The organism is Micrococcus sp. H39-S4 (assembly GCF_027158145.1).
In the GTDB taxonomy this organism is placed as follows: domain Bacteria; phylum Actinomycetota; class Actinomycetes; order Actinomycetales; family Micrococcaceae; genus Micrococcus; species Micrococcus luteus.
On the sequence record NZ_JAPVLT010000001.1, the window covers coordinates 123,816 to 146,489 of the forward strand.

The window sequence follows — 22,674 nt, forward strand, 5'->3', positions numbered from 1 at the left end:
CAGTGAGGCGCCGGCCGGCGTCGCCGTTCAAGCCCCCGCAGGGGCCTCGGGCCTGGCCCGGGAGACCGGCCCGGTGGGATGCTCGAAGCACCGGGCAGGCGCCCCCGCGCGCCGGTCCGGCACCAGACTCCATTCCCACCCAGGAGGTCGACCAGCATGACCATGCGCGCCGCCCGTTGGCACGGCAAGAAGGACATCCGCATCGAGGAGATCGACTCGCCCACGGCCGGCCCGGGGCAGGTCCTCGTGGACGTCGCGTGGTGCGGCATCTGCGGCACGGACCTGCACGAGTACCTCGAGGGCCCGATCTTCATCCCGCCGGCCGGGCACCCGCACCCGATCTCCGGCGACGCCGCCCCCGTCACGCTCGGCCACGAGATGTCCGGCACCGTCGCCGCCCTGGGCGAGGGCGTCACGGACCTCGAGGTCGGCCAGAAGGTCGTCGTGGAGCCGTACATCGTGCGCGAGGAGGACCGGGACCGACCGGACTACAACCTCGCGCCGGACATGAACTTCATCGGCCTGGGCGGCGACGGCGGCGGACTGGCCGAGCAGATCGCGGTGCAGCGCCGCTGGGTCCACCCGGTGGCCGACTCCGTGCCTCTCGACCAGGCCGCGCTCATCGAGCCGCTCTCCGTGGCCCACCACGCGTGGGTGCGGGCCGGCTCTCCGACGTCGGGCGTGGCAGTGATCGGTGGCGCCGGCCCCATCGGCGCGCTCACGGCGGCCGTGCTCAAGGGCAAGGGCCTGACGGTGTACGTCTCCGAGCTCTCGGAGCTGCGCCGCCAGAAGGTGCTCGAGGCCGGCGTGGTAGACGAGGCATTCGACCCCCGCGAGGTGGACGTGCCCGCGAAGATCCGCGAGCTGCACGACGGCCAGGGCGCGGACGTGGGCTTCGAGTGCACCTCGGTGGACGTGGTGCTGGACATGCTGCTGGACGCGGTGCGTCCCGGCGGGGTGATCGTCAACGAGTCCATCTGGGGCCACGAGCCCGCCGTGGCCCTGCACAAGCTGGTGATGAAGGAGATCGACCTGCGCGGCACCATCGCGTACGCGAACGACCACGCGGACACCATCCGCATGGTCGAGGACGGCGCCGTGGACCTCGCGCCGTTCATCACCGGCAAGATCGGCCTCGACGACCTGGTCGACCAGGGCTTCGAGACCCTCATCCACCACAACGAGACGGCCGTGAAGATCCTCGTCTCGCCCACCGGCCAGGGCCTCTGAGGCTCCGGCCCGATCCCCGGACGTCCCGACGACGGCCCGCACCCGCGCGCTGCGGGTGCGGGCCGTCGTGGTCCCTGTGCCGCGGCGCGCCGTCATGGATGCGTCGTCGCCTGGCGCGCCTGTGACCGGGGTCATAGACTGCATTTGAGTGAATCGTGATGAACCGAGTTGAACGTCCCAGGAGGACCGCATGACCGCCGAGCTGCCCCAGCCTCAGCCCACCGATGCCGTGATCGTGGGCGGTGCCCGCACGCCCTTCACCCGGCTGCTCTCGCAGCAGGCCGACCTGCGCGCCGTGGACCTGGGCGCCCACGCGATCACGCACGCGCTCGAGCGCGCCGGCGTGGCCCCCGAGGACGTGGACATGGTCTACATGGGCCAGGTCGTGCAGGCCGGCGCGGGCCAGAACCCGGCCCGCCAGTCCGCGCTCGCCGCGGGCATCCCGTGGAACGTCCCGGCCATGACGATCAACAAGGTGTGCCTGTCCGGCCTCACCGCCGTGATCGACGCCGCCCGTCTCATCCGCCTCGGCGAGGCGGACGTGGTGGTGGCCGGCGGTCAGGAGTCCATGACCAACGCCCCGCACCTGCTGCCCGGCGCGCGCACGGGCTTCAAGTACGGCCCGGCCACCATGCTCGACGCCGTCGCGTGGGACGGCCTCACCGACTCCCTGAGCCACGAGGCCATGGGCGAGCTGACCGAGTCCGGCAACGGCGAGCGGAACATCGCCCGCGCCGAGCAGGACGAGGTCGCCGCGGCCTCGCACCAGCGGGCCGCCCGGGCCCAGTCCGAGGGCGTCTTCGAGGGCGAGATCGCCCCGGTGGAGATCCCGCAGCGCAAGGGCGACCCGCTGGTCGTCTCCCAGGACGAAGGGGTCCGCCCGGACACGACCGCCGAGTCGCTGGGCGCCCTGCGCCCGGCGTTCGCGAAGGACGGCACCATTACGGCCGGCAACTCCTCGCCCCTGTCCGACGGCGCCGCCGCCCTCGTGGTGACCTCGCGGGCCTTCGCCGAGGAGAAGGGCCTGACGATCCTCGCCACGGTGGGCGCACCCGGCCAGACCGCCGGCCCGGACAGCTCGCAGCTGCACTCGCAGCCCTCGGACGCGATCAACGCCGCCGTGCGGAAGCAGGGCTGGGACGTGGCCGACCTCGACTTCATCGAGATCAACGAGGCGTTCGGCGCGGTGGCCGTGCAGTCCCTGCGCGACCTCGACTACCCGCACGAGAAGACCAACATCCACGGCGGCGCCATCGCCCTGGGCCACCCGATCGGCGCCTCCGGCGCCCGGCTGGCCCTGCACGCCGCCCTCGAGCTCGACCGGCGCGACGGCGGCCGCGCGGCCGTCTCGCTCTGCGGCGGCGGCGGCCAGGGCGAGGCCCTGATCCTCTTCCGCTGACGGACCGCCCCTGACAGAAAGGACCCCGGACATGGCTCTCGACAAGACCGTGGCCACGCCCGCCGAGGCGGTGGCGGACGTGCCGGACGGCGCGTCCCTGGCCGTCGGCGGCTTCGGGCTCTCCGGCAACCCCGTGCAGCTCATCGAGGCCCTGCTCGAGCAGGGCGCCACGGACCTGTCCGTCGTCTCCAACAACTGCGGCGTGGACGGCTGGGGCCTGGGCATCCTGCTCGGCGCGCGCCGGCTGCGGAAGATGACCTCCTCCTATGTGGGGGAGAACAAGGAGTTCGCCCGCCAGTACCTCGAGGGCGAGCTCGAGGTGGAGCTCGTCCCGCAGGGCACCCTCGCGGAGAAGCTCCGCGCCGGCGGCGCCGGCATCCCGGCGTTCTACACCCGCTCCGGCGTCGGCACCCAGGTGGCCGAAGGCGGCCTGCCCATGCGCTACGACGCGGACGGCACCGTGGTGAAGTCCTCGCAGGCCAAGCCCACGGACACGTTCGTGCTCGGCGAGGGCTACCTCAGCCAGGCCCCGGACGAGCCCGAGACCTATGTGCTCGAACGCTCCATCGTCACCGACTTCTCCCTCGTGCACGCGTGGAAGGGCGACCGCCACGGCAACCTCGTGTTCCGCAAGGCCACCCGCCAGTTCGGCCCGCCCGCGGCCATGGCCGGCCGTGTGTGCATCGCCCAGGTGGAGGAGCTCGTCGAGCCCGGCGAGATCGACCCGGATGACGTGCACCTGCCCGGCGTCTTCGTGCACCGGATCGTGGAGGTCGGCACGGACATCGAGAAGCGGATCGAGAAGCGCACCGTGCGCGCGTCGGGGGAGGAGCAGGCATGAGCGAGCAGACCACCGGGCGCCCCCGGGGCCTGAGCCGCGACCAGATGGCGGCCCGCGCCGCGCAGGAGCTGCCGGACGGCGCCTACGTCAACCTCGGCATCGGCATGCCCACGCTGATCCCCAACCACATCCCCGCCGGGCGGTCCGTGGTGCTGCAGTCCGAGAACGGCATCCTCGGCACGGGCCCGTACCCCACGGAGGACGCCGTGGACCCGGACCTGATCAACGCGGGCAAGGAGACCGTCACCGTGAACCCGGGGGCGTCCTTCTTCGACTCCGCGCTGAGCTTCGGCATGATCCGCGGCGGCAAGATCGACGTCGCCGTCCTGGGCGGCATGGAGGTCTCCGCCGCGGGCGACCTGGCCAACTGGATGGTGCCCGGCAAGATGGTCAAGGGCATGGGCGGTGCGATGGACCTCGTCCACGGCGCCGGCCGCGTGATCGTCATGATGGACCACGTGTCCAAGGACGGCACCCCCAAGATCGTCGACCAGTGCACCCTGCCGCTGACCGGCCGCGCCGTCGTCGACCGCATCATCACGGACCTGGCCGTGATCGACGTCGTCGGCACCCCGGAACAGCCCCGCCTGGCGCTCGTGGAGACCGCGCCCGCCATCACCGAGGAGCAGGTCCGCGCGCTCACCGGCGCGCCGCTGGACTGAGCCGACGACGCCGCCCCGCGGCCCCGGCGCACCGCCTCGGCGGGCATCGGGCCGGCACGGGATAGACTGGACGGCCGCGCCCTGATCGGGGCGCGGCCGTCGCCGTGGACGCTGGAAGGACGTGAGGCCATGGGCAAGAACAGCAAGGGCAAGGCCGCCAAGCAGCCGGCCCCCGGCGAGCGCCAGGTGATCGCCAACAACAAGAAGGCGCGCCACGACTACACCATCCTCGACACGTACGAGGCCGGCATGGTGCTCACCGGCACCGAGGTGAAGTCGCTGCGCGAGGGCAAGGCCTCGCTCGTGGACGGCTTCGCGGTCTTCTACCGGGACGAGCTGTGGCTCGAGCAGGTCTACATCCCGGAGTACCTCAACGGCTCGTGGACCAACCACGCCGCCCGCCGCCGCCGCAAGCTGCTGCTGCACCGCGCCGAGCTGACGAAGATCTCCCGCCAGATCCAGGATCCGGGCCTGACCATCGTGCCGCTGTCCCTGTACTTCCTGAACGGGCGCGTGAAGGTGGAGATCGGCGTCGCGCGCGGCAACCGCGAATACGACAAGCGGCACAAGCTGCGCGAGCAGCAGGACAACCGCGAGGCCCAGCGGGCCATGCGGATGCGCAACCGGCGCGCCGGCGTGGCCTGAGCGCGGTGGACCCCTTGGGAATGCCTCGGGGGCGTGCTACGTTGTATCTCTCGCAGGGCCGGTTTCAGGACCGGCGCGCCTCGCGCCCTCCGCCTGCAGTGGTGATTGACAACCTCATAGAGGAGTCGCCCCCCTGGGGCCGATCGGTTTCGACGGTGTGTGTCGCGTCGGGAGAAGCGGGCCGAGGATGCAGAGTCATCTCGTCAAACGCTCTCTGCAAACCAATAAGTGCCGAATCCAAGCGCACTGACTTCGCTCTCGCTGCCTGATCAGTGATCGAGTCCGTCACCCCGAGGTCGCTGTCGCCTCGGATCGTGGCGTCAGCTAGATAGCCACTGGGCGTCACCCTCGCCGGGGGTCGTGACGCCGACATCAATCCGGCTGGGTCCGGGTTGGCCGCCCGTCTGCGGGACGGCCAGGACCGAGCAACACCCACAGCAGACTGCGCCCGGAGAAGACCTGGCAACACCTCATCGGACGCGGGTTCAATTCCCGCCGGCTCCACTCACCACCACGGGAAGGCCCCGGAATCACCCCGATTCCGGGGCCTTCGTCGTGTCCATGCCGGTGTGCGGCGGCCCGCCCCTCAGCCGGCCAGGACGGCGTGCAGGCCCAGGCCGGCGCCCCAGCCGACGACGACGGCCACCAGCCCCAGACCCAGATGCGCGGTCCACAGGCGGGCGGCCGCGCCCCATCGACGGGCGAGCGCGGCGTCAGCCGCCTCAGCGGCCACGGTGGACCACGTCCCCAGGGCGAGGCAGAATCCGGACACCACGGCGGACACCGCCGCGACGAGCACGAGCCCCTGCCCGTCGCCCCAGCTCTCGGAGGCGTACACCAGCTCCGGCACGGCCAGGCCGACGGTGACGCCGAGGAGCAGGGCCGCCGTCGTGTTGGCGGTGAGCAGACCCCGGGGGCCGAGCCGGTCGGTCAGGCGCCGGCGCACCAGGGCGCCGAGCGCCCCGCCCGCCGCGAGGCAGGCCAGGAGGGCCACCTGGAGGAGAGCGAAGACCTCGTATCCCGCGCCGCTCATGCGTCCTCCGCCGAACGATCCGTCCCGACCGCGCGCGACCCCGGGGCGCCACCGGCGCGCAGGCCGAGCACGGCCGCCGCCGTCGAGAGTGCAGCCATCAGCGCGAGCACCAGCAGCACCGCTACCGCCGCGGCGAGGACGCCACCCGCCCCGGACGCCGCGGCGCCCAGCCGCACCGGCCACAGCACCAGGGCGACGGCGCTGGAGATGGTGGTGAACGCACCGAGGAAGCCGGTTCCCAGTCCCGCCACCAGGCGTGGACGCCAGTCCGGCCCGCGGCGGCGCGAGGCCGCCCACAGCAGGCCGAGCAGGAACGAGCCGAGCACGTTCACCACGAACAGCGGCAGGGCCTGGACGAGCACATCCACCGCCCCGAACGCGGCGCCGAACGTGCCGCGGAAGTTGGGCGCCCCGGCCAGCGCGGTCACCGCGTTCATCACCCCCGCACCGCACAGCACGCCCGCGGCACCGCCGAGGGCCACCGCACCCGCAGTGCCGGGCCGGCGATCCGTCCTGCGCCCGCCCCTCCGGTCGGCCGTCGTCTCCCCCCGCGCGGCCATCAGGCGCCGTCCTCGGTCTCGTCACCCGTGCGCAGGCGGGCGAGGACGTCGTCGTGGAGCAGGCCGTTCGTGGCCAGCGCGTGCCCGCCGAACGGGCCGTCCTCGCCGTCCAGCGAGGTGAAGCGGCCGCCGGCCTCGCGCACGATCGGCACCAGAGCGGCCATGTCATGCAGCTCGAGCTCGGGCTCGGCCGCGATGTCCACGGCGCCCTCGGCCACGAGCATGTAGGACCAGAAGTCACCGAAGCCGCGCACGCGCCACACGTCCGAGGTGAGCTGCAGGAACGCGCGGATCGAGCCGCGTTCGCGCCAGCCCTCGATCGAGGAGAAGGACAGCGACGCGTCCTCGACCCGATCCACGCCGGACACGGTGATGCGCTGAGCACGCGTGAGCGAGGTGCCCGCGAAAGCGCCCTGGCCGGCCGCGGCCCACCAGCGCCGGTGCAGGGCGGGGGCGGAGACGACGCCGACGACGGGCTCGCCGTCGATCAGCAGCGCGATGAGGGTGGCCCACACGGGCACGCCGCGCACGAAGTTCTTGGTGCCGTCGATGGGGTCGACCACCCACTGCCGGCCGGAGCGGCTCAGAGATCCGCCGAACTCCTCACCCACGATGCCGTCGCGCGCCCGGGCACGGGACAGGGTGGAGCGGATGGACTCCTCCGCGGCGCGGTCCGCATCCGTGACAGGGGTGAGATCCGGCTTGGTGCTGACCTCGAGGTCCTGGGCCTTGAACCGGGACATCGTGATCGAGTCCACGTTGTCCGCCAGCATGTGGGCCAGCCGCAGGTCCTCCGTGAGGTCGCGGCCGCGGGTCGCAGGGTTCTCAGGTCGCTCCATGCCGCCCACGCTATACCGCGCGGGCCGCATCAGTCCTCGGACGACGCCGCGTCCTCCGCCCCCGAGGGGGCCAGCCGGTTGCCGAGCAGACGCCGCAGCGAGGCCAGGCGTGCCGCTCCCGAGGGGCCGGCGTGGCCCGCGGCCACCCATGCGTCCAGGCCGCAGCCGGGGGAGTCGGCGGTGTGGGTGCAGCCGCGCGGGCAGTCCGCCAGTCCGCCGGCGAGGTCGTCGAACGCCTCCACCACGCGGTCCGGCTCGACCCAGCCCAGCCCGAAGGACCGGATGCCGGGGGTGTCCACCACCCAGGTGTCCGGCAGGGGGGCGCCGTCGTCGCCCGTCAGCGGCAGCGCGAGCGCGGACGAGGAGGTGTGCCGGCCCCGGCCGGTGACGGCGTTGACGTGACCGGTGGCCCGCTCCGCGCCGGTGAGCGCGTTCAGGAGCGTGGACTTGCCGACGCCGGAGGGCCCCACGAACGCGCTGGTGTGTCCGATCAGCCGCTCGGCCACCCGGGCCACGAGCGAGGCGTCCAGGGCGGTGTCCCCGGTCTCGGCCTCGAAGGTCGCCGCACCGGAGGTCATCACCTCCAGGTCCAACGCCTCGTAGTGCGCCACCAGCGCGGCCGGATCACGCAGGTCGGTCTTCGTGATGAGGAGCACCGGGTGGATGCCCGCGTCGTAGCAGGCGACGAGGGCGCGGTCGATGAAGCCGGTCCGGGGCTCCGGATTGGCCGCGGCCACCATGATCACCAGCAGGTCGGCGTTGGCCACCACCACCCGCTCGACCTCGTCCGAGTCGTCCGCCGACCGGCGCAGGACCGTGCTGCGCTCCTCGACACGGACGATGCGCGCGAGCGTGCCCTCGTCCCCGGAGAGGTCCCCGACGACGGCCACCCGGTCGCCCGTGGCGATCGGCGTGCGGCGCAGCTCGCGGGCGCGCATCGCCGTGATCCGCTCGTCCAGGCGATCGGGCAGCACGACGGCGTACCGGCCCCGGTCCACCGTGGTCACCATGCCGATCTCGGCGTCCTCGTGCTTGGGCCGCTCCTTGGTGCGCGGGCGGGTGCCACGCTTGGACGGGCGCACCCGGACATCGGACTCGTCCCACGCCGAGGGATCGAGGCGCCGGGCCATCAGCGGGCCTCCTCGGCCGCGTCACCGGGTGCCACGAGCGCGGTCCACAGTGCGGGGAAGTCCGGCATCGTCTTGGAGGTGGTCGCCACGTCCACGATGCCGGTCCCCGGCACGCGCAGGCCGACGACGGCGGCGAAGGTCGCCATCCGGTGGTCGTGGTAGGTCTCGAGGGCGGCGGGCGACAGCGGCCCCGACGCGTCCGTGCCCGGGAAGCCGAGCGTCGTCTCTCCCTCGTCCACGGTGACCCCCAGGCGGGCGGCCTCGGCGGTGAGCGCGGCGAGCCGGTCCGTCTCATGGCCCCGCAGATGGCCGATCCCCGTCAGACGGGTGGGCCCGGAGGCCAGCAGGGCGAGCGCGGCCGCGGTGGGGGCGAGCTCGGCCGTGTCCGCGATCTCACCGGCGCCGGTGATGCGGGGCGTGCCGTCGTCGTGGACCGCCCCGGTCACCGTGAGGCGGCCGCGGGAGCGATCCGTGCGGTCGACCGTGAGGGCCACGCTCGCCCCGAACTGCGGCAGGATCCGCCGCCAGCGGTCGCCGATCTGCGTCGTGCGGGTCGGCCAGTCCGGCACCGTCACGGAGCCGCCCGTCGCCACGGCGGCGGCCAGGAAGGGGCCCGCGTTGGACAGGTCCGGCTCGACGGTCGCCTCGTGTGCCGGGACGCGCCCCGGGGCCACGGTCCACGCCCCGGGAGACGTCTCGGCGACGTCCACCTCGAGCGCGCGCAGCACCCCGACGGTCATCGCGACGTGCTCCGGACTCGGCACGGTCTGCCCGGTGTGCCGCAGCCGGAGGCCGCGCGGCATCCCCGCGGCCGCCAGCAGCGCGGCGGACAGGAACTGGGAGGAGCCGGAGGCGTCGACCGCGACCTCCGGCACGTCGCCGTCGGGGGCCACCGTGGTCGCGTCCGCGCGGGTCGTCATCGTGAAGGGCAGGCGACCGGGCTCGCCCTCCTCGTTGACGGCCACCCCGAGCTGGCGCAGCGCGTCCAGGACCGGGGCCATCGGGCGCAGGCGCGCGCCGGCGTCGCCGTCGAAGCGGACCCGACCGGGCCGCAGCGCGGCGACGAACGGGACGAAGCGCATGACCGTCCCCGCCAGTCCGCAGTCCACGGCGACATCCCCGGCCACCGGCTCGCCGACCGGCATCGGGTGCACCCGCAGGCCGCCGTCGGACAGGGCCTCGAACCGGGCCCCGAGCGCTGTGAGCGCCGTGCGCATCAGCGCCGCGTCCCGCGAATCGAGGACGCCGTGCAGGACGCACGGGCCGTCGGCGAGGGCGGCGAGCACGAGGTGCCGGTTCGTCAGCGACTTCGATCCCGGCAGCCGCACCTCTCCGCGCACCGGGCCGTGCGCCACGGGCGCGGGCCAGGTCTCGGCGGCGTCGGGACGGGGGGCGGGGGAGTGCGCGGCGGCACGCGTGGGGCGGGTCACCGGGCCAGCCTATCCGGCGTTTGTCGGCCGGGGTCGGCCTGTCTCGGGGGAATACCTGGAACGCTCCTGGCGCTCCACTGGACGACCCCGTACCCGTGTCGGCGCACCGGTCCCGCTCGCCGCGGACCGCAGCCGGAGAGGAGCCCCGCATGAGCGCCGCCCTGCTGACGCATCCCTCCCGGACCGTAGACTGGCCCGCGATGAGCACTGACAACAGCCGGCCGGAATTCGCCCGGCCCGAGGACGCCCCCGAGCACGACCGCGCCGACATCGACGTCGCCGCCGAGTCCGAACAGCAGCGCCGTGCCCGGTTCGAGCGTGACGCCCTCGAGTTCGTGGACCAGTTGTACTCCGCTGCGCTGCGCATGACCCGCAACCCGCAGGACGCCGAGGACCTGGTCCAGGAGGCGTACACGAAGGCCTACTCCTCGTTCCACCAGTACCGGCCCGGCACCAACCTCAAGGCCTGGCTCTACCGGATCCTCACGAACACGTACATCAACCTCTACCGCAAGCGGCAGCGCCAGCCCCTCGAGGCGGACAACCCGGAGGTGGAGGACTGGCAGATGGCCCGGGCCGCCGAGCACACCTCCGGTGGCCTGCGCTCGGCCGAGACGGAGGCCCTCGACCGGCTCCCCGACTCCCAGGTGAAGGACGCCCTGCAGGCGATCCCGGAGGAGTTCCGGCTCGCCGTGTACTTCGCGGACGTGGAGGGCTTCGCCTACAAGGAGATCGCCGAGATCCTCGACGTGCCGATCGGCACCGTCATGTCGCGGCTGCACCGCGGCCGCAAGCAGCTGCGCGAGCGCCTCGCGGACTACGCGGCCGCGCGCGGCATCAAGGCCCAGCCGAAGAAGAAGACCGGGCGCGGCGGCACGAAGCAGACCGAGACGAGCACGAAGGAGGCCACGCGATGACCGCGGACCAGCACGGCCATGAGTGCCGCGACGCCCAGGACGCCTCCCTGGAGCGGCTGTACCAGTACCTGGACGGCGCCCTGACGCCCGAGGACATCGAGCAGGTGCGCGCCCACGTGGCGGACTGTCCGGACTGCCGACACCAGAAGGAGCTCGAGGAGCTCATCCGCTCGGCGGTGCGTCGGTGCTGCCAGGAGAAGGCGCCCGCGCAGCTGCGGGCCACCATCATGACCCGCATCACCCAGACCCCGATGACGACCGTCACCTGGGGCTGACACCGCGACATGCGGACCCGTGGGCACCCGATCGGGCGCCCCGACGATGACGAAGGGCCGTCCCCTGAGGGGACGGCCCTTCGTGGTCTGCGGTCGCCGGGTGGCACCCGGCCGGTCCGCGACGCCGATCAGCGGATCAGGCGTTGGGACGCTTGCCGTGGTTGGCGCCGTTCTTGCGGCGGTCGCGACGCTTGCGTGCACGCTTGCTCATGACGTCTCCCTTCAACGAGTCGGTCGGTGGTCCATTCTGTCACATCAGGCCGTGGGCTCAGGCAGACCGAGCCACTGGTACCAGCCCCGGTGCAGCACGAGCCACGCGATGAGCCCGTGGCCCGCCTGGCCCGGCCGGCCCTGGCCGGAGGCGAGGTCCGAGCGCCACTGCTCGTGGCCCACCAGCGGGGTGAACGTGTCCACGTACACGTGGTTGCGCCGGTCGGCCACATCCAGGTAGGCCGCGTTGAGCTCGGCGAGCCGGGCGTTGCGCTGCTCGTCCAGGGTGGGCGTGGGGCCCACCACGAGCACCGGGATGTTCCGCTGCGAGGCGGTGTCCAGGACGTTGGCCAGGTTCAGCCGCGAACGGGCGGTGGAGGTGGCCTCCAGGTCCAGGTCCGCGTCGGACAGGGCCACGACGAGGCGGTTCTCCGTCTCCTCGGAGAAGCGCCGTGAGGCCTCGCCCCACCAGCGCTCGTTGAGGTCCTCGGTGGTCTCGTGCGGCACGGCCAGCACGTAGTTCTCCAGCTCCACGTCGGGGGCCTGGGTGCGGGCGAGCACGCGGCCCCACCAGCCGATGGCGCGGGCGTCGCCCGCACCGGCCAGCAGATGGTCGCCGACGGCGGCGATCCGGATCCGGCGGTTGTGCACAGTGTGTCCTTTCGTCGGCCGTTCCGGCGCCGCCGCCGCACCGGAGGGTGCGGCGGCGGCGCAGGGTCGGTCCGGGTCAGCGGCCGAAGGCGGCGTCCAGCAGCGTGCTGAGCTCCTGGTCGTGGCGGCCCTTGGTGCCCGCGGAGGTCGCGGCCGAGGCCGGGCGGGACACGAGGGTCACCGGGACGTCGAGCTGCGGCACGAGGTTCAGCGCCATGAACGGCCACGGGCCCTGGTTCGCGGGCTCGTCCTGGACCCACGCGACGTCGGCGTCCGGGTAGGCGCGGAGCGCCTTGCGGATCTCCTCGAGCGGCAGCGGGTAGAGCTGCTCCACCCGCACGATCGCGGTGGAGGTGTCACCGGACTTCTGGCGGCGGGCGAGCAGGTCGTAGTACAGCCGGCCGGAGACCAGCAGCACGCGCGTGGCGTCCTTGGCGTCCACCCCGGCGTCCGGGATGACCGGCTGGAAGCGGCCCTCGGTGAAGTCCTCCACCGAGTTCGCGGCGGCCTTGAGGCGCAGCAGCTGCTTCGGGGTGAACACGACGAGGGGCCGACGCGGGCGGGCGTAGGCCTGCTCGCGCAGCAGGTGGAAGTGGTTCGCGCCCGTGGAGGGGTTGACCACGCGCATGTTGTCCTCGGCGCACATCTGCAGGAACCGCTCGATGCGGGCGGAGGAGTGGTCCGGCCCCTGCCCCTCGTAGCCGTGGGGGAGGAGCAGGACCACGGACGAGGTCTGCGACCACTTCTGATCGGCCGAGGAGATGAACTCGTCGATGATCGTCTGCGCGCCGTTCACGAAGTCGCCGAACTGGGCCTCCCACAGCACGAGGGCGTCGGAGCGCTCCACGGAGTAGCCGTACTCGAAGCCGAGGGCGGCGTACTCGGACAGCAGCGAGTTGTAGACCCAGAACTTCGCCTGGTCCTCGGAGAGGTGCTTCAGCGGCGCCCACGTGTCGCCGGTGATCCGGTCATGGAACACCGAGTGGCGCTGCGTGAAGGTGCCGCGCTGGGAGTCCTGGCCCGCCAGGCGGACCGGCACGCCCTCCATCAGCAGCGAGCCGAAGGCCGCCAGCTCGGCGAAGCCCCAGTCGATGCCGCCGTCGACGGCCATCTTGGCGCGGCGCTCGAGCAGGGCCGCGAGCTTGGGGTGGACCGTGAAGCCCTCGGGCACGTCGATGTGCGCCTGCCCGATGGCCCGCAGCGTCTCGGCCGAGATGGCCGTGGACGCCGGCGCCTCCGGGGCCGCGTCCCGGTCCTCGGCCGGGCGGAGGCCCTCTCCGCCGGAGGCGGGCGCGTCCTCGTGGGTCTCCGCGAAGACCCGCTCCAGCTGCTGCTGGTAGTCCTTCAGGGCGCTGTCCGCCTCCTCCTGCGTGATGTCGCCGCGGCCCACGAGGGACTCGACGTACAGCTTGCGGGTGGAGCGCTTCTGCTCGATGAGGTTGTACATGCGCGGCTGCGTCATCGACGGGTCGTCGCCCTCGTTGTGGCCGCGGCGGCGGTAGCAGACGAGGTCGATGACGACGTCCTTGTTGAACCGCTGGCGGTACTCGAAGGCGAGCTGGGCCACGTGCACCACGGACTCCGGCTCGTCGCCGTTGACGTGGAAGATCGGGGCCTGGATGGTCTTGGCCACGTCGGTGGAGTACACCGCGGAGCGCGCCTGGGTCGGCGGCGTGGTGAAGCCCACCTGGTTGTTCACGATCACGTGGATCGTGCCGCCGGTGCGGTAGCCGGGCAGCTGCGAGAGCTGCAGCACCTCCGTCACGACGCCCTGGCCGGCGAAGGCCGCGTCGCCGTGCACCAGGATCGGCAGCACGGAGAAGGAGTCCGGGCGCTGGCCGCCCAGATCGAGGCGGTCCTGCTTGGCGCGCACGACGCCCTCGAGGACCGGATCCACGGCCTCCAGGTGCGAGGGGTTGGCGGCGAGGTACACGCGGGTGCTGTTGCCGGCGTCGGACACGAAGGTGCCCTCGGTGCCCATGTGGTACTTCACGTCGCCCGAGCCCGAGGCGCCGCCCGGGGTGGCCCCCTCGAACTCGCGGAAGACCTGGCTGTAGGTCTTGCCGGCGATGTTCGTCAGCACGTTCAGGCGACCGCGGTGCGCCATGCCGATGGCGACCTCGTCCAGACCGGCGTCGGCGGCGTCTCCGAGGATGCCGTCCAGCAGCGGGATGAGGGACTCGCCGCCCTCGAGGGAGAAGCGCTTCTGGCCGATGTACTTGGTCTGCAGGAACGTCTCGAACGCCTCCGCGGCGTTGAGGCGGCCCAGGATGCGCAGCTGCTCCTCGCGGGTGGGCTTGGCGTACGGCTGCTCGAGCTTCTCCTGGAACCAGGCGCGCTCGGCCGGGTCCTGGATGTGCATGTACTCGACGCCGATGGTGCGGCAGTACGCGTCACGCAGCACGCCGAGGATCTTGCGCAGGGTCAGGCTGCTCGCCCCGCCGAAGCCGCCGGTGGGCCACTGACGGTCCAGGTCCCACAGGGTGAGCCCGTGCTCGCGGATGTCGAGGTCCGGGTGGTAGGCCATCGAGTACTCGAGCGGGTCCACGTTGGCCAGCAGGTGGCCGCGGTCCCGGTACGCGTGGATGAGCTGCTGGATGCGGGCGACCTTGCCGATCTGCTCCTCCGGGTTCACCTGCACGTCCTGGGCCCAGCGGACGGGCTCGTAGGGGATGCGCAGGGAGTGGAAGACCGCGTCGTAGAAGCCGTCCTCGCCCAGCAGGAGGCCGTGCACGATCTTCAGGAACTCGCCCGAGCCGGCACCCTGGATCACGCGGTGGTCGTACGTGGAGGTGAGGGTGATCGTCTTGGAGATCGCCAGGTCGTGCAGCGTGGACTCGGCGGCGCCCTGGAAGGCGGCCGGATAGGTCAGCGCGCCGACGCCGATGATGGCGGCCTGGCCCTGGGACAGGCGGGGCACCGAGTGCACGGTGCCGATGCCGCCCGGGTTGGTCAGGGAGACCGTGGTGCCGGCGTAGTCGTCCATCGTCAGCTTGTTCTTGCGGGCGCGCTGGACGAGGTCGTCGTACGCCTTCCAGAAGCCGCGGAAGTCGAGGGTCTCGGCGGCCTTCACGTTCGGGACCACGAGCGCGCGGGTGCCGTCCGGGCGGGGCAGGTCGATGGCCAGGCCGAAGTTCACGTGGGCCGGCTCCACCATGGTGGGCTTGCCGTCGCGCTCCTCGTAGGTCACGTTCATCGAGGGCATGGCCGCGAGCGCGCGGACCACGGCGTAGCCGATGAGGTGGGTGAAGGAGACCTTGCCGCCGCGGGTGCGGGCCAGGTGGCTGTTGATGACCACGCGGTTGTCGATCAGCACCTTGGCCGGCAGGTCGCGCACGGTGGTGGCGGTGGGCACGGATAGGGAGGCGTCCATGTTCGTGGCCACGGCCTTGGCCATGCCCTTGAGGACGGTGGCCTTCTCCTGCTTCTCGTCCGCGGTGGTGGTGGCGGTGTCGGCGGGCTCGGAGGGCACGGCCTGGGCCGCCGGGGTCTTCTTGGGCTTGGGGCCGGTGCTGACCGAGGTCTCCTTGGGCTGCGCACCCCGGGCCGGGGCGGTCGCCGCCTTCGGCTCGGTCACCTTGGCGGTGGCCTTCGGCTCGGCCTTGGCGGCGGTCTTCGGCTCGGTCTTGGCGGCGGCCTTCGGCTCGGCCTCGGCGGCGGGGGCGCTGGCCTCGAGACGGGCGAAGATCTGTGCCCACTGCCGGTCCACGGAACCGGAGTCCTCGCGGTACTTCCGGTAGATCTCGGCCACCAGCCGTTCGTTCCCCGGGAACTCCTGTGCGAGCCGGTCCGACGTGAGTTCTGGCACTGTGTAACGCCTCTTCCTGAGCCTTGGGATGCGATGTGCTGCGCCGGGCCACCCGCGCGGCGCGCGTGGGGCCGGGAACGCCTCGAGACATCATAGTTCTTCGACGCCCCCGGTCGGAATGCCGCGGCCTCGGCTCGACTCCGCTCCCGGCGGACGCGCGGGGGCCTCACGGCGTCCGCCTCGTCTGGGAGACTGACGCCATGCGCTTCCTCACCGACCCGGCCGTCGACCTGACGTACAACGACGTCTTCCTCGTGCCCTCACACTCGGACGTCGCCAGTCGCATGGACGTGGACATCGCCCCGGATGACGGCACGGGCGCCACCATCCCCCTGGTCTCCGCCAACATGACCGCCGTCACCGGGCGCCGGATGGTCGAGACCATGGCCCGGCGCGGCGGTCTCGGGATCCTGCCGCAGGACATCCCGGCGGACGTGATCCGGGACGTCGTGCGTCGGGTGAAGGCGGCCCACCCCGTGGCGGACACCGCCCTGACCGTCGGCCCGCAGGACACGGTGCTGGACCTGCTCCACCTCGTGGACCGCCGCAACCACGGGGCCGTCTGCGTGGTGGACGCGCACGGCGGGCTGCTCGGCGTGGTCCGCCCCCAGGACTGCGAGGACGTGGACCGCTTCACCTCGGCCGCCTCCGTCATGCACCCTCCGGTGGTGACCCTCACGCTCGCCGAGCTCGGCGGCACGGACGGGGCCCCGAGCAAGGACGCGCTGCGGGCGGCCTTCGAGCGCCTGCACGCCGCGCACCAGGAGATGGCCCCCGTCGTGGACCCGGCGGTGGGCACCGCCGCCCCCGTGCTGCGCGGGGTCGTCACCGCGGCGGGCCTGCTGCGCTCGTCCTTGTTCACGCCCGGTCTCGACGACGACGGACGGCTCCGCGTCGGCGCCGCCGTCGGCATCAACGGGGCGGTGGGGGAGAAGGCCGCCGTCCTGGTCGAGGCCGGCGTCGACGTGCTCGTCGTGGACACCGCGCACGGTCATCAGCGGACCATGCTGGACGCGCTCGCCGCCGTGCGGGCCCTCGACCCCGGCGTGCCCGTGGTGGCCGGCAACGTCGTCTCCGGCGACGGCGTCCGGGACCTGGTCGCGGCCGGCGCGGACATCGTCAAGGTGGGCGTGGGACCGGGCGCGATGTGCACCACGCGCATGCAGACCGCGGTGGGCCGGCCCCAGTTCTCGGCGGTCCTGGAGTGCGCCGCCGCGGCCCGCGAGCTCGGGGCACGCGTGTGGGCGGACGGCGGGGTGAAGCACCCGCGGGACGTGGCGCTCGCGCTGGCCGCCGGAGCCAGCTCGGTGATGATCGGCTCGTGGTTCGCGGGGACGCTCGAGTCTCCGGGCGACCTCGTGCACGGTCCGGACGGTCGGCGGTACAAGGAGAGCTTCGGCATGGCCTCGGCCCGCGCGGTCCAGCACCGCACCCGCCACGAGGACGCCTTCACCAAGGCCCGCAAGGCGATGTTCGAGGAGGGCATCTCCTCCTCGCGCATGTACGTGGACCCGCGCCGCCCCTCGGTGGAGGACCTGCTGGACACCATCACGTCCGGTGTGCGCTCGTCGCTGACCTACGCCGGCGCCCACGACCTGGCGGAGTTCCGTGAGCGCGCCGTCGTCGGCCTGCAGTCCGCGGCGGGCTACGAGGAGGGCCGGCCGGTCGCCTCGTCGTGGTGAGGCGGCCGCATGCCCCTGCTCGTTCCGCCGGGGCCTGACGCCCCTATACTGGGCGGACTATGGATCACCCTGACACCTGTGTGCCAGACCGCTCGTCCGCCCACGCGGACGCGGCCGGATCGGAGCCTTCCAGTCCCGGTGCCCCGCACCGCCGCCCGGCCCGCCGTCGAGGGGGTGAGGTCGGGTGGAGTGGCTCCTGCTGATCCTCGGCCTGGCCCTGATCGTGGGCACCGGGTTCTTCGTGGCCGTCGAGTTCGCCATGATCGCGATCGACGTGCCCACCGTGCAGCGCATGGTGGACGCGGGTGACCGCGGCGCCGAGCCCCTGCTGCGCTGTCTCAAGTCACTCTCGACCCAGCTCTCCGCGTGCCAGCTGGGCATCACTCTGACCACACTGCTCACCGGCTACGTGATGGACCCGGCGATCAGCCGGCTCATCGACCCGCTGCTGCTCCAGGTGGGGCTGCCGGCCGGCGTGGTGGGCACCGTCTCGCTCGTCGTCGCGATGGTCGTGGCGACCCTGCTCTCGATGCTCCTCGGCGAGCTGATCCCCAAGAACATGTCCATCGCCGAGCCCATGGCGATCGGCCGCGCACTCGCCCGGCCCCAGCTCGTGTTCAGCACCGTGTTCAAGCCGGCGATCCTGGTCCTGAACGGGTTCTCCAACGGCGTGCTGGCCCGCGTGGGCATCGAGGCCAAGGAGGAGATCTCCGGCGCCCGCAGCCCCGAGGAGCTCTCCTCGCTGGTCCGCCGCTCGGCCCAGCTGGGCACGCTCGACGCGCAGACCGCCACGTTCCTGGACCGGACGCTGCGCTTCGCGGACCGCACCGCCGCGGACGTGATGACCCCGCGCATCCGCGTGGAGACGGTGAGGGAGGACCAGGCTCTGCCCGAGGTCCTGGACCTGGCCCGCAGCACCGGCTACTCGCGGTTCCCCGTGATCGGCGACTCCTCGGACGACATCCGCGGCGTGGTGCACGTGAAGAAGGTCGTGGCCGTGCCGCGGGAGCGCCGCGCCGACCTCGAGGCCGGTGCACTGATGACGGAGGTCATCCGCGTGCCGGAGACCGTGCACCTGGACCAGCTGCTGGCCGAGCTGCGCGACGCGAACCTGCAGATGGCCGTCGTCGTGGACGAGTACGGGGGCACCGCAGGGGTGGTCACGCTCGAGGACGTGGTGGAGGAGATCGTCGGCGAGGTCGCGGACGAGCACGACCGCGTCACCCCGGGGGTCCTCCAGACGGCCTCCGGCCGCTGGTACTTCCCGGCGGAGCTGCGGCCCGACGAGGTGCGGACCCAGATCCCGGCCCTCGTGGTGCCGGAGGACGGGGCCTACGAGACCGTCGGCGGGTACATCCTGGCCCGACTGGGGCGCCTGGCGGAGGTCGGGGACGTGGTGGACGTGGACGGCGGCACCCTGACGGTCGAGCGGATGGACGGCCGCCGCATCGAGCGCGTGCGCTTCGACCCGGCCGCTGAGGACGAGGAGACGCGCGCATGAACGGGGACGTCGTCGGACTGCTGTGGCTGGTGGTCCTGTTGGCCGCCAACGCCTTCTTCGTGGCGGGCGAGTTCGCCGTCATGGGCGCCCGCCGGGCGCAGATCGAGCCGCGGGCCGAGGCCGGCTCCCGCCAGGCCCAGGTGGCGCTCTACGCGATGGAGCACGTCTCCCAGATGCTGGCCGTCTGCCAGCTCGGCATCACGGTGTGCTCCCTGCTCATCCTCAACGTGTCCGAGCCGGCGCTGCACCACCTGCTCGTCGTCCCGATGGCCGCCCTCGGGGTCCCGTCCGCGGCGGCGGACGTGACCGCCTTCGTGCTCGCGCTGCTGGTGGTCACCTTCCTGCACGTGACCCTGGGCGAGATGGTGCCCAAGAACGCCGCCGTCTCGTTCGCGGACCGCGCCGTGATGCTGCTGGCCCAGCCGCTCGTGTGGCTCTCGAAGCTGCTGCATCCCGTCGTGGCCGCGCTGAACTGGACGGCCAACCTCGTGCTGCACGCCCTGCGCATCGAGCCGAAGGACGAGGTGGCCTCCTCCTACACGCTCGAGGAGGTGCAGTCGATCGTGGCCGAGTCCACCCGCTCGGGCACCCTGGAGGACGAGTCCGGCGTGCTGCACTCGGCCCTCGAGTTCTCGGACCACCGGGCCGGGGACGTGATGGTGCCGCTCGAGCGGGTCGTCACCGTCCCCGAGGGGATCACGCCGCACGACTTCGAGTGGACCGTGGGCCGCGTGGGCTTCTCCCGGTTCGTGGTCGAGGACCCCGACGGCGGCTACACCGGCTACCTGCACCTGAAGGACGTCCTCACCGTGGGCCCGTCGGGACACGACGAGCCGATCCCGCTCACGCGCGTGCGCTCGCTGGCCAACGTGCGGCTCGAGGACGAGGTCGAGGACGCACTCGCGCTCATGCAGCGCACGGGCTCCCACCTCGCCCGGGTCATCACGCCCGAGGGCGAGACCGCGGGCATCCTCTTCCTCGAGGACGTGCTCGAGGAGCTCGTCGGGGAGATCAACGACGTGACGCAGTCGCCACGTCGGTTCCGGCCCGCGTGAGCGTCGCGCGGGCGGCGCGGTGCTACTGTTGAGAACCGATTTCACACATCCTCCCGACACGAACGAGGTCGCCCCATGCTCCGCCGCCGTCGTCTGCCCGCCCTGACCGGGGCCCTCACCGCGCTCACCCTGAGCCTCGCCGCGTGCGGCGGGACCAGCGGCGACTCCGCGGGCGAGCAGGCCGCGGGCGCCTCTGCTGCCGCCGGGTCCGGCTCGGCCGCGGGCGCGCCCGTGGCCGTCGCCACGACGACGCAGCTCGGCTCCGTGCTCGACCGCGTGGTCGCGTGCGCCGACGCCCGCAGCGTCACGGTGATGGGCCCGGGGGATGATCCGCACGACTTCTCCGCCTCGTCCGCGCAGGTGAAGGACATGGTCTCCTCCGGCCTCGTGTTCTCCAACGGCCTCGGCCTCGAGGGCGGCATGGAGTCCGCCCTCGCCAACGCCGAGGCGGACGGCGCGACCGTCGTCGAGGTGGCGCCCCAGCTGGATCCGCTGCCCTTCGGCGGCCATGACCACGCCGAGGAGGGGGCGGGCCACGAGGGCCATGACCACGGGTCCGAGGACCCGCACGTCTGGATGGACGTCGCCCGCATGGCGAGGGCCGCCGAGCTGATGGGCGACACGCTCGCCCAGGAGCGGGGTGACGAGAGGTTCGCCGAGTGCGGCGCGACCGTGCGCGGGGAGCTCGAGCAGACGGACACGCAGGTCCGGGAGATCCTCGCCGGGGTCCCGGAGGACCGCCGCACGCTGGTCACGGACCACGACGCCTACGGCTACTTCAGCGAGGCCTACGACTTCACCGTGTCCGGCGTCGTCGTCCCGGGCGGCTCCACCGACGGCGAGCCCTCCTCCCAGGAGATCGCCGAGCTCGCCCGGTCCATCCGCGACGGCGGCGCAGACGCCGTGATCACGTCCGTGGGCGCGCGCAACAGCCTCGTGGACACCGTGGCCGAGGAGGCCGGCGACCTGCCGGTCATCGAGGTCTACGAGGGCGGCGTCGGCCCGAAGGACACCCCGGAGGCGGACTACGCCGAGGCCATGCTCCTCAACGCCCGCACCCTCGCCGACGCGCTGGAGGGCTGAGGATGGACTGGCTGCTCGAGTCCTTCCAGATGGGATTCCAGCAGCGCGCCCTCGTCGGCGGACTCATCGCCGTGGTGATGTGCTCGGTCGTGGGCACGTGGCTGGTGCTGCGCGGGATGAGCTTCTTCGGGGACGCGTTCGTGCACGGTGTCCTGCCGGGCATCGCCCTGGCGGTCGTCACCGGTGGCAGCCCCCACCTCGGTGCGGCGGTGGCCGCCGTCGTCATGATGGCGGGCATCTCGCTGGTGCACCGGGCCACCACCCTCAAGGAGGACACCGCCATCGGCCTGCTCTTCGTGGGGATGATGGCCCTGGGCGTGGTGATCATCTCCAAGTCGGACTCCTACACGGGATCGCTCACGTCGATCCTGTTCGGCGATGTGCTGGGGGTCAGCGTGGACGGCATCGTGACCCAGGCGGTCATCGCCGTCGTGGTGATCGCCCTGGCCCTGCTGCTCTACCGGCCCCTGCTGGCACTGAGCTTCTCCGAGGTCAAGGCGCGCTCGCTGGGCATGCGACCGGGGCTGACGCACACGCTGCTGCTGGTGATGATCGGCGCGGCCGTGATCGGTTCGTTCCAGGCGGTGGGCACGGTGCTCGTGTTCGGCCTCCTCGTGGGACCGCCCGCGACGGCGGCGCTGCTGACGCGCAGCGTCCCCCAGATGATGCTCGTCTCCGTCGTGATCGGCGCGGCGTGCGTCGTCACCGGGCTCACCCTCAGCTACCGGCTGGGCACGGCGGGTTCGGCCACCATGGCGCTCATGCCGATCCTGCTGTTCTTCGTCGTGCTCGCCGTCCGCGCCGCCGTGCTGGCGCTCCTGGGCCGGCACGTGCGCTCGCGCGCGCAGCGTGAGCAGGAGACGCCGGTCGTGGCCCTGCCCGGAGCGGAGGTCGCCCGATGAACGCGTCCTTCCCCGCGGGCGCCGCGGCGGCCACGCCTCCCCTCGCGGTCGCCCGGGCGCTCGAACTGCGCCACGGCTCGCACGTGGCCGTCCGGCCCTCCGACTTCACCCTGCCGGCCCGGCGGCTGATCGCGGTGATCGGGCCCAACGGCTCCGGCAAGTCCACGCTGCTGACCGCCCTGGCGGGCCTGAGCGACCCGGCCTCCGGTGCGCTGGAGGTGCTCGGCGAGAACCCGCGGCGGCGCTCGCAGCGCACCTCCTTCGTGATGCAGTCCATCGGCGTGCCCCAGGGAGTGCCGGTGACGGTGCGCGACGTCGTCGGGATGGGCCGGTACCCCACGCTCGGGTGGTTCCGCCCGTTCCGGAAGCAGGACCGGGACATCGTGCGGGCCGCCATGGAGCGCATGCAGGTCGCGGACCTGGCGCGGCGGCACCTCGACCAGCTCTCCGGCGGCCAGCGCCAGCGCGCCTACGTGGCCCAGGGCCTCGCCCAGGACCACGACGTGCTGCTGCTCGACGAGCCGATGACGGGCCTCGACATCGTCTCCGCCCGCACGATCGACGACCTCCTCCACGAGGAGCCGACGCGCGGGGTGTCCGTGGTCTACACGACCCACGATCTCGACGAGGCTGCGGAGGCGGACCATGTGGTCCTGATGGGCGGGCGTGTCGTGGCCTCCGGCCCGCCGCGGAACGTGCTCACGGTCGAGAACCTGGACATCGCCTACGGCCGGGGCGCCCTGCACGGGCCCTCCAAGGCAGTCGAGGACCCGGCGGACTTCCTGGACGACCCCGCGGGCGGCATCCGCCACTGACCGGGG

The 22,674-nt window shown here is 72.7% G+C and carries 21 protein-coding genes and 1 other RNA gene; 14 read left to right on the plus strand and 8 right to left on the minus strand.

Annotation, left to right across the window (positions count from 1 at the left end):
• The first annotated feature begins 162 nt into the window (after positions 1-162).
• From O3T09_RS00615 to ssrA, 6 genes are all read left to right on the plus strand, one after another.
• Positions 163-1,230 (plus strand): 2,3-butanediol dehydrogenase, encoded by a 1,068-nt coding sequence (locus O3T09_RS00615; protein ID WP_041104337.1) that lies wholly within the window; start codon positions 163-165, stop codon positions 1,228-1,230.
• Between the two features lie 190 nt (positions 1,231-1,420).
• Complete coding sequence (locus O3T09_RS00620) at positions 1,421-2,629, plus strand: acetyl-CoA C-acetyltransferase (RefSeq protein ID WP_269295261.1); 1,209 nt, start codon at positions 1,421-1,423, stop codon at positions 2,627-2,629.
• 31 nt (positions 2,630-2,660) lie between these two features.
• On the plus strand, positions 2,661-3,470 hold the full coding sequence (locus tag O3T09_RS00625) for a CoA transferase subunit A (RefSeq protein ID WP_210079297.1): 810 nt from the start codon (positions 2,661-2,663) through the stop codon (positions 3,468-3,470).
• Complete coding sequence (locus O3T09_RS00630) at positions 3,467-4,132, plus strand: CoA transferase subunit B (RefSeq protein WP_145015447.1); 666 nt, start codon at positions 3,467-3,469, stop codon at positions 4,130-4,132. Before O3T09_RS00625 ends, O3T09_RS00630 begins: the two co-directional genes overlap by 4 nt.
• 129 nt (positions 4,133-4,261) lie before the next feature.
• Positions 4,262-4,777, plus strand: a complete 516-nt coding sequence (gene smpB / locus O3T09_RS00635; protein WP_044659238.1) for an SsrA-binding protein SmpB — start codon at positions 4,262-4,264, stop codon at positions 4,775-4,777.
• A gap of 135 nt (positions 4,778-4,912) precedes the next feature.
• Positions 4,913-5,284, plus strand: a transfer-messenger RNA (tmRNA) gene (ssrA, locus tag O3T09_RS00640).
• A 79-nt stretch (positions 5,285-5,363) separates the two neighbouring features.
• Here the strand turns inward: ssrA and O3T09_RS00645 are convergent.
• Genes O3T09_RS00645 through aroA form a run of 5 tightly spaced genes read right to left on the minus strand, consistent with a single transcriptional unit; the run spans position 5,364 to position 9,769 of the window.
• Positions 5,364-5,810: a CrcB family protein gene (locus tag O3T09_RS00645; protein WP_144819448.1), complete on the minus strand. Its 447-nt coding sequence runs from the start codon at positions 5,808-5,810 to the stop codon at positions 5,364-5,366.
• Positions 5,807-6,370, minus strand: a complete 564-nt coding sequence (locus O3T09_RS00650) for a FluC/FEX family fluoride channel (RefSeq protein ID WP_251679422.1) — start codon at positions 6,368-6,370, stop codon at positions 5,807-5,809. The genes O3T09_RS00645 and O3T09_RS00650 overlap by 4 nt, the downstream gene beginning before the upstream one ends.
• Positions 6,370-7,209, minus strand: a complete 840-nt coding sequence (hisN, locus tag O3T09_RS00655) for a histidinol-phosphatase (RefSeq protein ID WP_036334996.1) — start codon at positions 7,207-7,209, stop codon at positions 6,370-6,372. Before hisN ends, O3T09_RS00650 begins: the two co-directional genes overlap by 1 nt.
• A 29-nt stretch (positions 7,210-7,238) precedes the next feature.
• Positions 7,239-8,339: a ribosome small subunit-dependent GTPase A gene (gene rsgA, locus O3T09_RS00660; protein ID WP_061867905.1), complete on the minus strand. Its 1,101-nt coding sequence runs from the start codon at positions 8,337-8,339 to the stop codon at positions 7,239-7,241.
• On the minus strand, positions 8,339-9,769 hold the full coding sequence (aroA, locus tag O3T09_RS00665) for a 3-phosphoshikimate 1-carboxyvinyltransferase (protein ID WP_069941465.1): 1,431 nt from the start codon (positions 9,767-9,769) through the stop codon (positions 8,339-8,341). The genes rsgA and aroA overlap by 1 nt, the downstream gene beginning before the upstream one ends.
• Before the next feature lie 200 nt (positions 9,770-9,969).
• On the opposite strand from aroA, the gene O3T09_RS00670 reads away from it, so the two are divergent.
• Together O3T09_RS00670 and rsrA are read left to right on the plus strand one after the other, a co-directional pair.
• A complete protein-coding gene (locus O3T09_RS00670; RefSeq protein ID WP_036314006.1) occupies positions 9,970-10,686 on the plus strand; it encodes a sigma-70 family RNA polymerase sigma factor in 717 nt (238 codons plus the stop codon).
• Positions 10,683-10,961 carry a mycothiol system anti-sigma-R factor gene (gene rsrA, locus O3T09_RS00675; RefSeq protein WP_069941466.1) on the plus strand — a complete coding sequence of 93 codons (279 nt, stop codon included), beginning with the start codon at positions 10,683-10,685 and terminating at the stop codon, positions 10,959-10,961. The genes O3T09_RS00670 and rsrA overlap by 4 nt, the downstream gene beginning before the upstream one ends.
• Positions 10,962-11,097: 136 nt before the next feature.
• Here rsrA and O3T09_RS11875 read toward each other — a convergent pair whose 3' ends face one another.
• From O3T09_RS11875 to O3T09_RS00685, 3 genes are all read right to left on the minus strand, one after another.
• A complete protein-coding gene (locus O3T09_RS11875) occupies positions 11,098-11,172 on the minus strand; it encodes a 50S ribosomal protein bL37 (protein ID WP_370426847.1) in 75 nt (24 codons plus the stop codon).
• 44 nt (positions 11,173-11,216) lie between these two features.
• Complete coding sequence (locus O3T09_RS00680) at positions 11,217-11,822, minus strand: GDSL-type esterase/lipase family protein (protein ID WP_010079058.1); 606 nt, start codon at positions 11,820-11,822, stop codon at positions 11,217-11,219.
• A gap of 76 nt (positions 11,823-11,898) precedes the next feature.
• Positions 11,899-15,630: a multifunctional oxoglutarate decarboxylase/oxoglutarate dehydrogenase thiamine pyrophosphate-binding subunit/dihydrolipoyllysine-residue succinyltransferase subunit gene (locus O3T09_RS00685; RefSeq protein ID WP_269295262.1), complete on the minus strand. Its 3,732-nt coding sequence runs from the start codon at positions 15,628-15,630 to the stop codon at positions 11,899-11,901.
• 200 nt (positions 15,631-15,830) lie between these two features.
• Between O3T09_RS00685 and O3T09_RS00690 the strand changes: the two genes are divergently transcribed.
• From O3T09_RS00690 to O3T09_RS00715, 6 genes are all read left to right on the plus strand, one after another.
• Positions 15,831-17,312, plus strand: a complete 1,482-nt coding sequence (locus O3T09_RS00690) for a GuaB1 family IMP dehydrogenase-related protein (RefSeq protein WP_044659231.1) — start codon at positions 15,831-15,833, stop codon at positions 17,310-17,312.
• Between the two features lie 184 nt (positions 17,313-17,496).
• Positions 17,497-18,813: a hemolysin family protein gene (locus tag O3T09_RS00695; protein ID WP_041104315.1), complete on the plus strand. Its 1,317-nt coding sequence runs from the start codon at positions 17,497-17,499 to the stop codon at positions 18,811-18,813.
• Positions 18,810-19,868, plus strand: coding sequence for a hemolysin family protein (locus O3T09_RS00700; RefSeq protein WP_041104317.1), 1,059 nt, complete (start codon positions 18,810-18,812; stop codon positions 19,866-19,868). The genes O3T09_RS00695 and O3T09_RS00700 overlap by 4 nt, the downstream gene beginning before the upstream one ends.
• Before the next feature lie 75 nt (positions 19,869-19,943).
• Positions 19,944-20,951: a metal ABC transporter substrate-binding protein gene (locus tag O3T09_RS00705; protein WP_041104319.1), complete on the plus strand. Its 1,008-nt coding sequence runs from the start codon at positions 19,944-19,946 to the stop codon at positions 20,949-20,951.
• Between the two features lie 2 nt (positions 20,952-20,953).
• Positions 20,954-21,853 (plus strand): metal ABC transporter permease, encoded by a 900-nt coding sequence (locus tag O3T09_RS00710; RefSeq protein ID WP_044659229.1) that lies wholly within the window; start codon positions 20,954-20,956, stop codon positions 21,851-21,853.
• On the plus strand, positions 21,850-22,668 hold the full coding sequence (locus O3T09_RS00715; protein WP_044659228.1) for a metal ABC transporter ATP-binding protein: 819 nt from the start codon (positions 21,850-21,852) through the stop codon (positions 22,666-22,668). Before O3T09_RS00710 ends, O3T09_RS00715 begins: the two co-directional genes overlap by 4 nt.
• The last annotated feature ends 6 nt before the right edge of the window (positions 22,669-22,674 follow it).

Bases quoted from the DNA above. Each gene is read 5' to 3' on its own strand.
- O3T09_RS00615 (WP_041104337.1), top strand. From the start codon at position 163: ATGCGCGCCGCCCGTTGGCACGGCAAGAAGGACATCCGCATCGAGGAG.
- O3T09_RS00620 (WP_269295261.1), top strand. From the start codon at position 1,421: ATGACCGCCGAGCTGCCCCAGCCTCAGCCCACCGATGCCGTGATCGTG.
- O3T09_RS00625 (WP_210079297.1), top strand. From the start codon at position 2,661: ATGGCTCTCGACAAGACCGTGGCCACGCCCGCCGAGGCGGTGGCGGAC.
- O3T09_RS00630 (WP_145015447.1), top strand. From the start codon at position 3,467: ATGAGCGAGCAGACCACCGGGCGCCCCCGGGGCCTGAGCCGCGACCAG.
- smpB (WP_044659238.1), top strand. From the start codon at position 4,262: ATGGGCAAGAACAGCAAGGGCAAGGCCGCCAAGCAGCCGGCCCCCGGC.
- O3T09_RS00645 (WP_144819448.1), bottom strand. From the start codon at position 5,810: ATGAGCGGCGCGGGATACGAGGTCTTCGCTCTCCTCCAGGTGGCCCTC.
- O3T09_RS00650 (WP_251679422.1), bottom strand. From the start codon at position 6,370: ATGGCCGCGCGGGGGGAGACGACGGCCGACCGGAGGGGCGGGCGCAGG.
- hisN (WP_036334996.1), bottom strand. From the start codon at position 7,209: ATGGAGCGACCTGAGAACCCTGCGACCCGCGGCCGCGACCTCACGGAG.
- rsgA (WP_061867905.1), bottom strand. From the start codon at position 8,339: ATGGCCCGGCGCCTCGATCCCTCGGCGTGGGACGAGTCCGATGTCCGG.
- O3T09_RS00670 (WP_036314006.1), top strand. From the start codon at position 9,970: ATGAGCACTGACAACAGCCGGCCGGAATTCGCCCGGCCCGAGGACGCC.
- rsrA (WP_069941466.1), top strand. From the start codon at position 10,683: ATGACCGCGGACCAGCACGGCCATGAGTGCCGCGACGCCCAGGACGCC.
- O3T09_RS00690 (WP_044659231.1), top strand. From the start codon at position 15,831: ATGCGCTTCCTCACCGACCCGGCCGTCGACCTGACGTACAACGACGTC.
- O3T09_RS00700 (WP_041104317.1), top strand. From the start codon at position 18,810: ATGAACGGGGACGTCGTCGGACTGCTGTGGCTGGTGGTCCTGTTGGCC.
- O3T09_RS00705 (WP_041104319.1), top strand. From the start codon at position 19,944: ATGCTCCGCCGCCGTCGTCTGCCCGCCCTGACCGGGGCCCTCACCGCG.
- O3T09_RS00710 (WP_044659229.1), top strand. From the start codon at position 20,954: ATGGACTGGCTGCTCGAGTCCTTCCAGATGGGATTCCAGCAGCGCGCC.
- O3T09_RS00715 (WP_044659228.1), top strand. From the start codon at position 21,850: ATGAACGCGTCCTTCCCCGCGGGCGCCGCGGCGGCCACGCCTCCCCTC.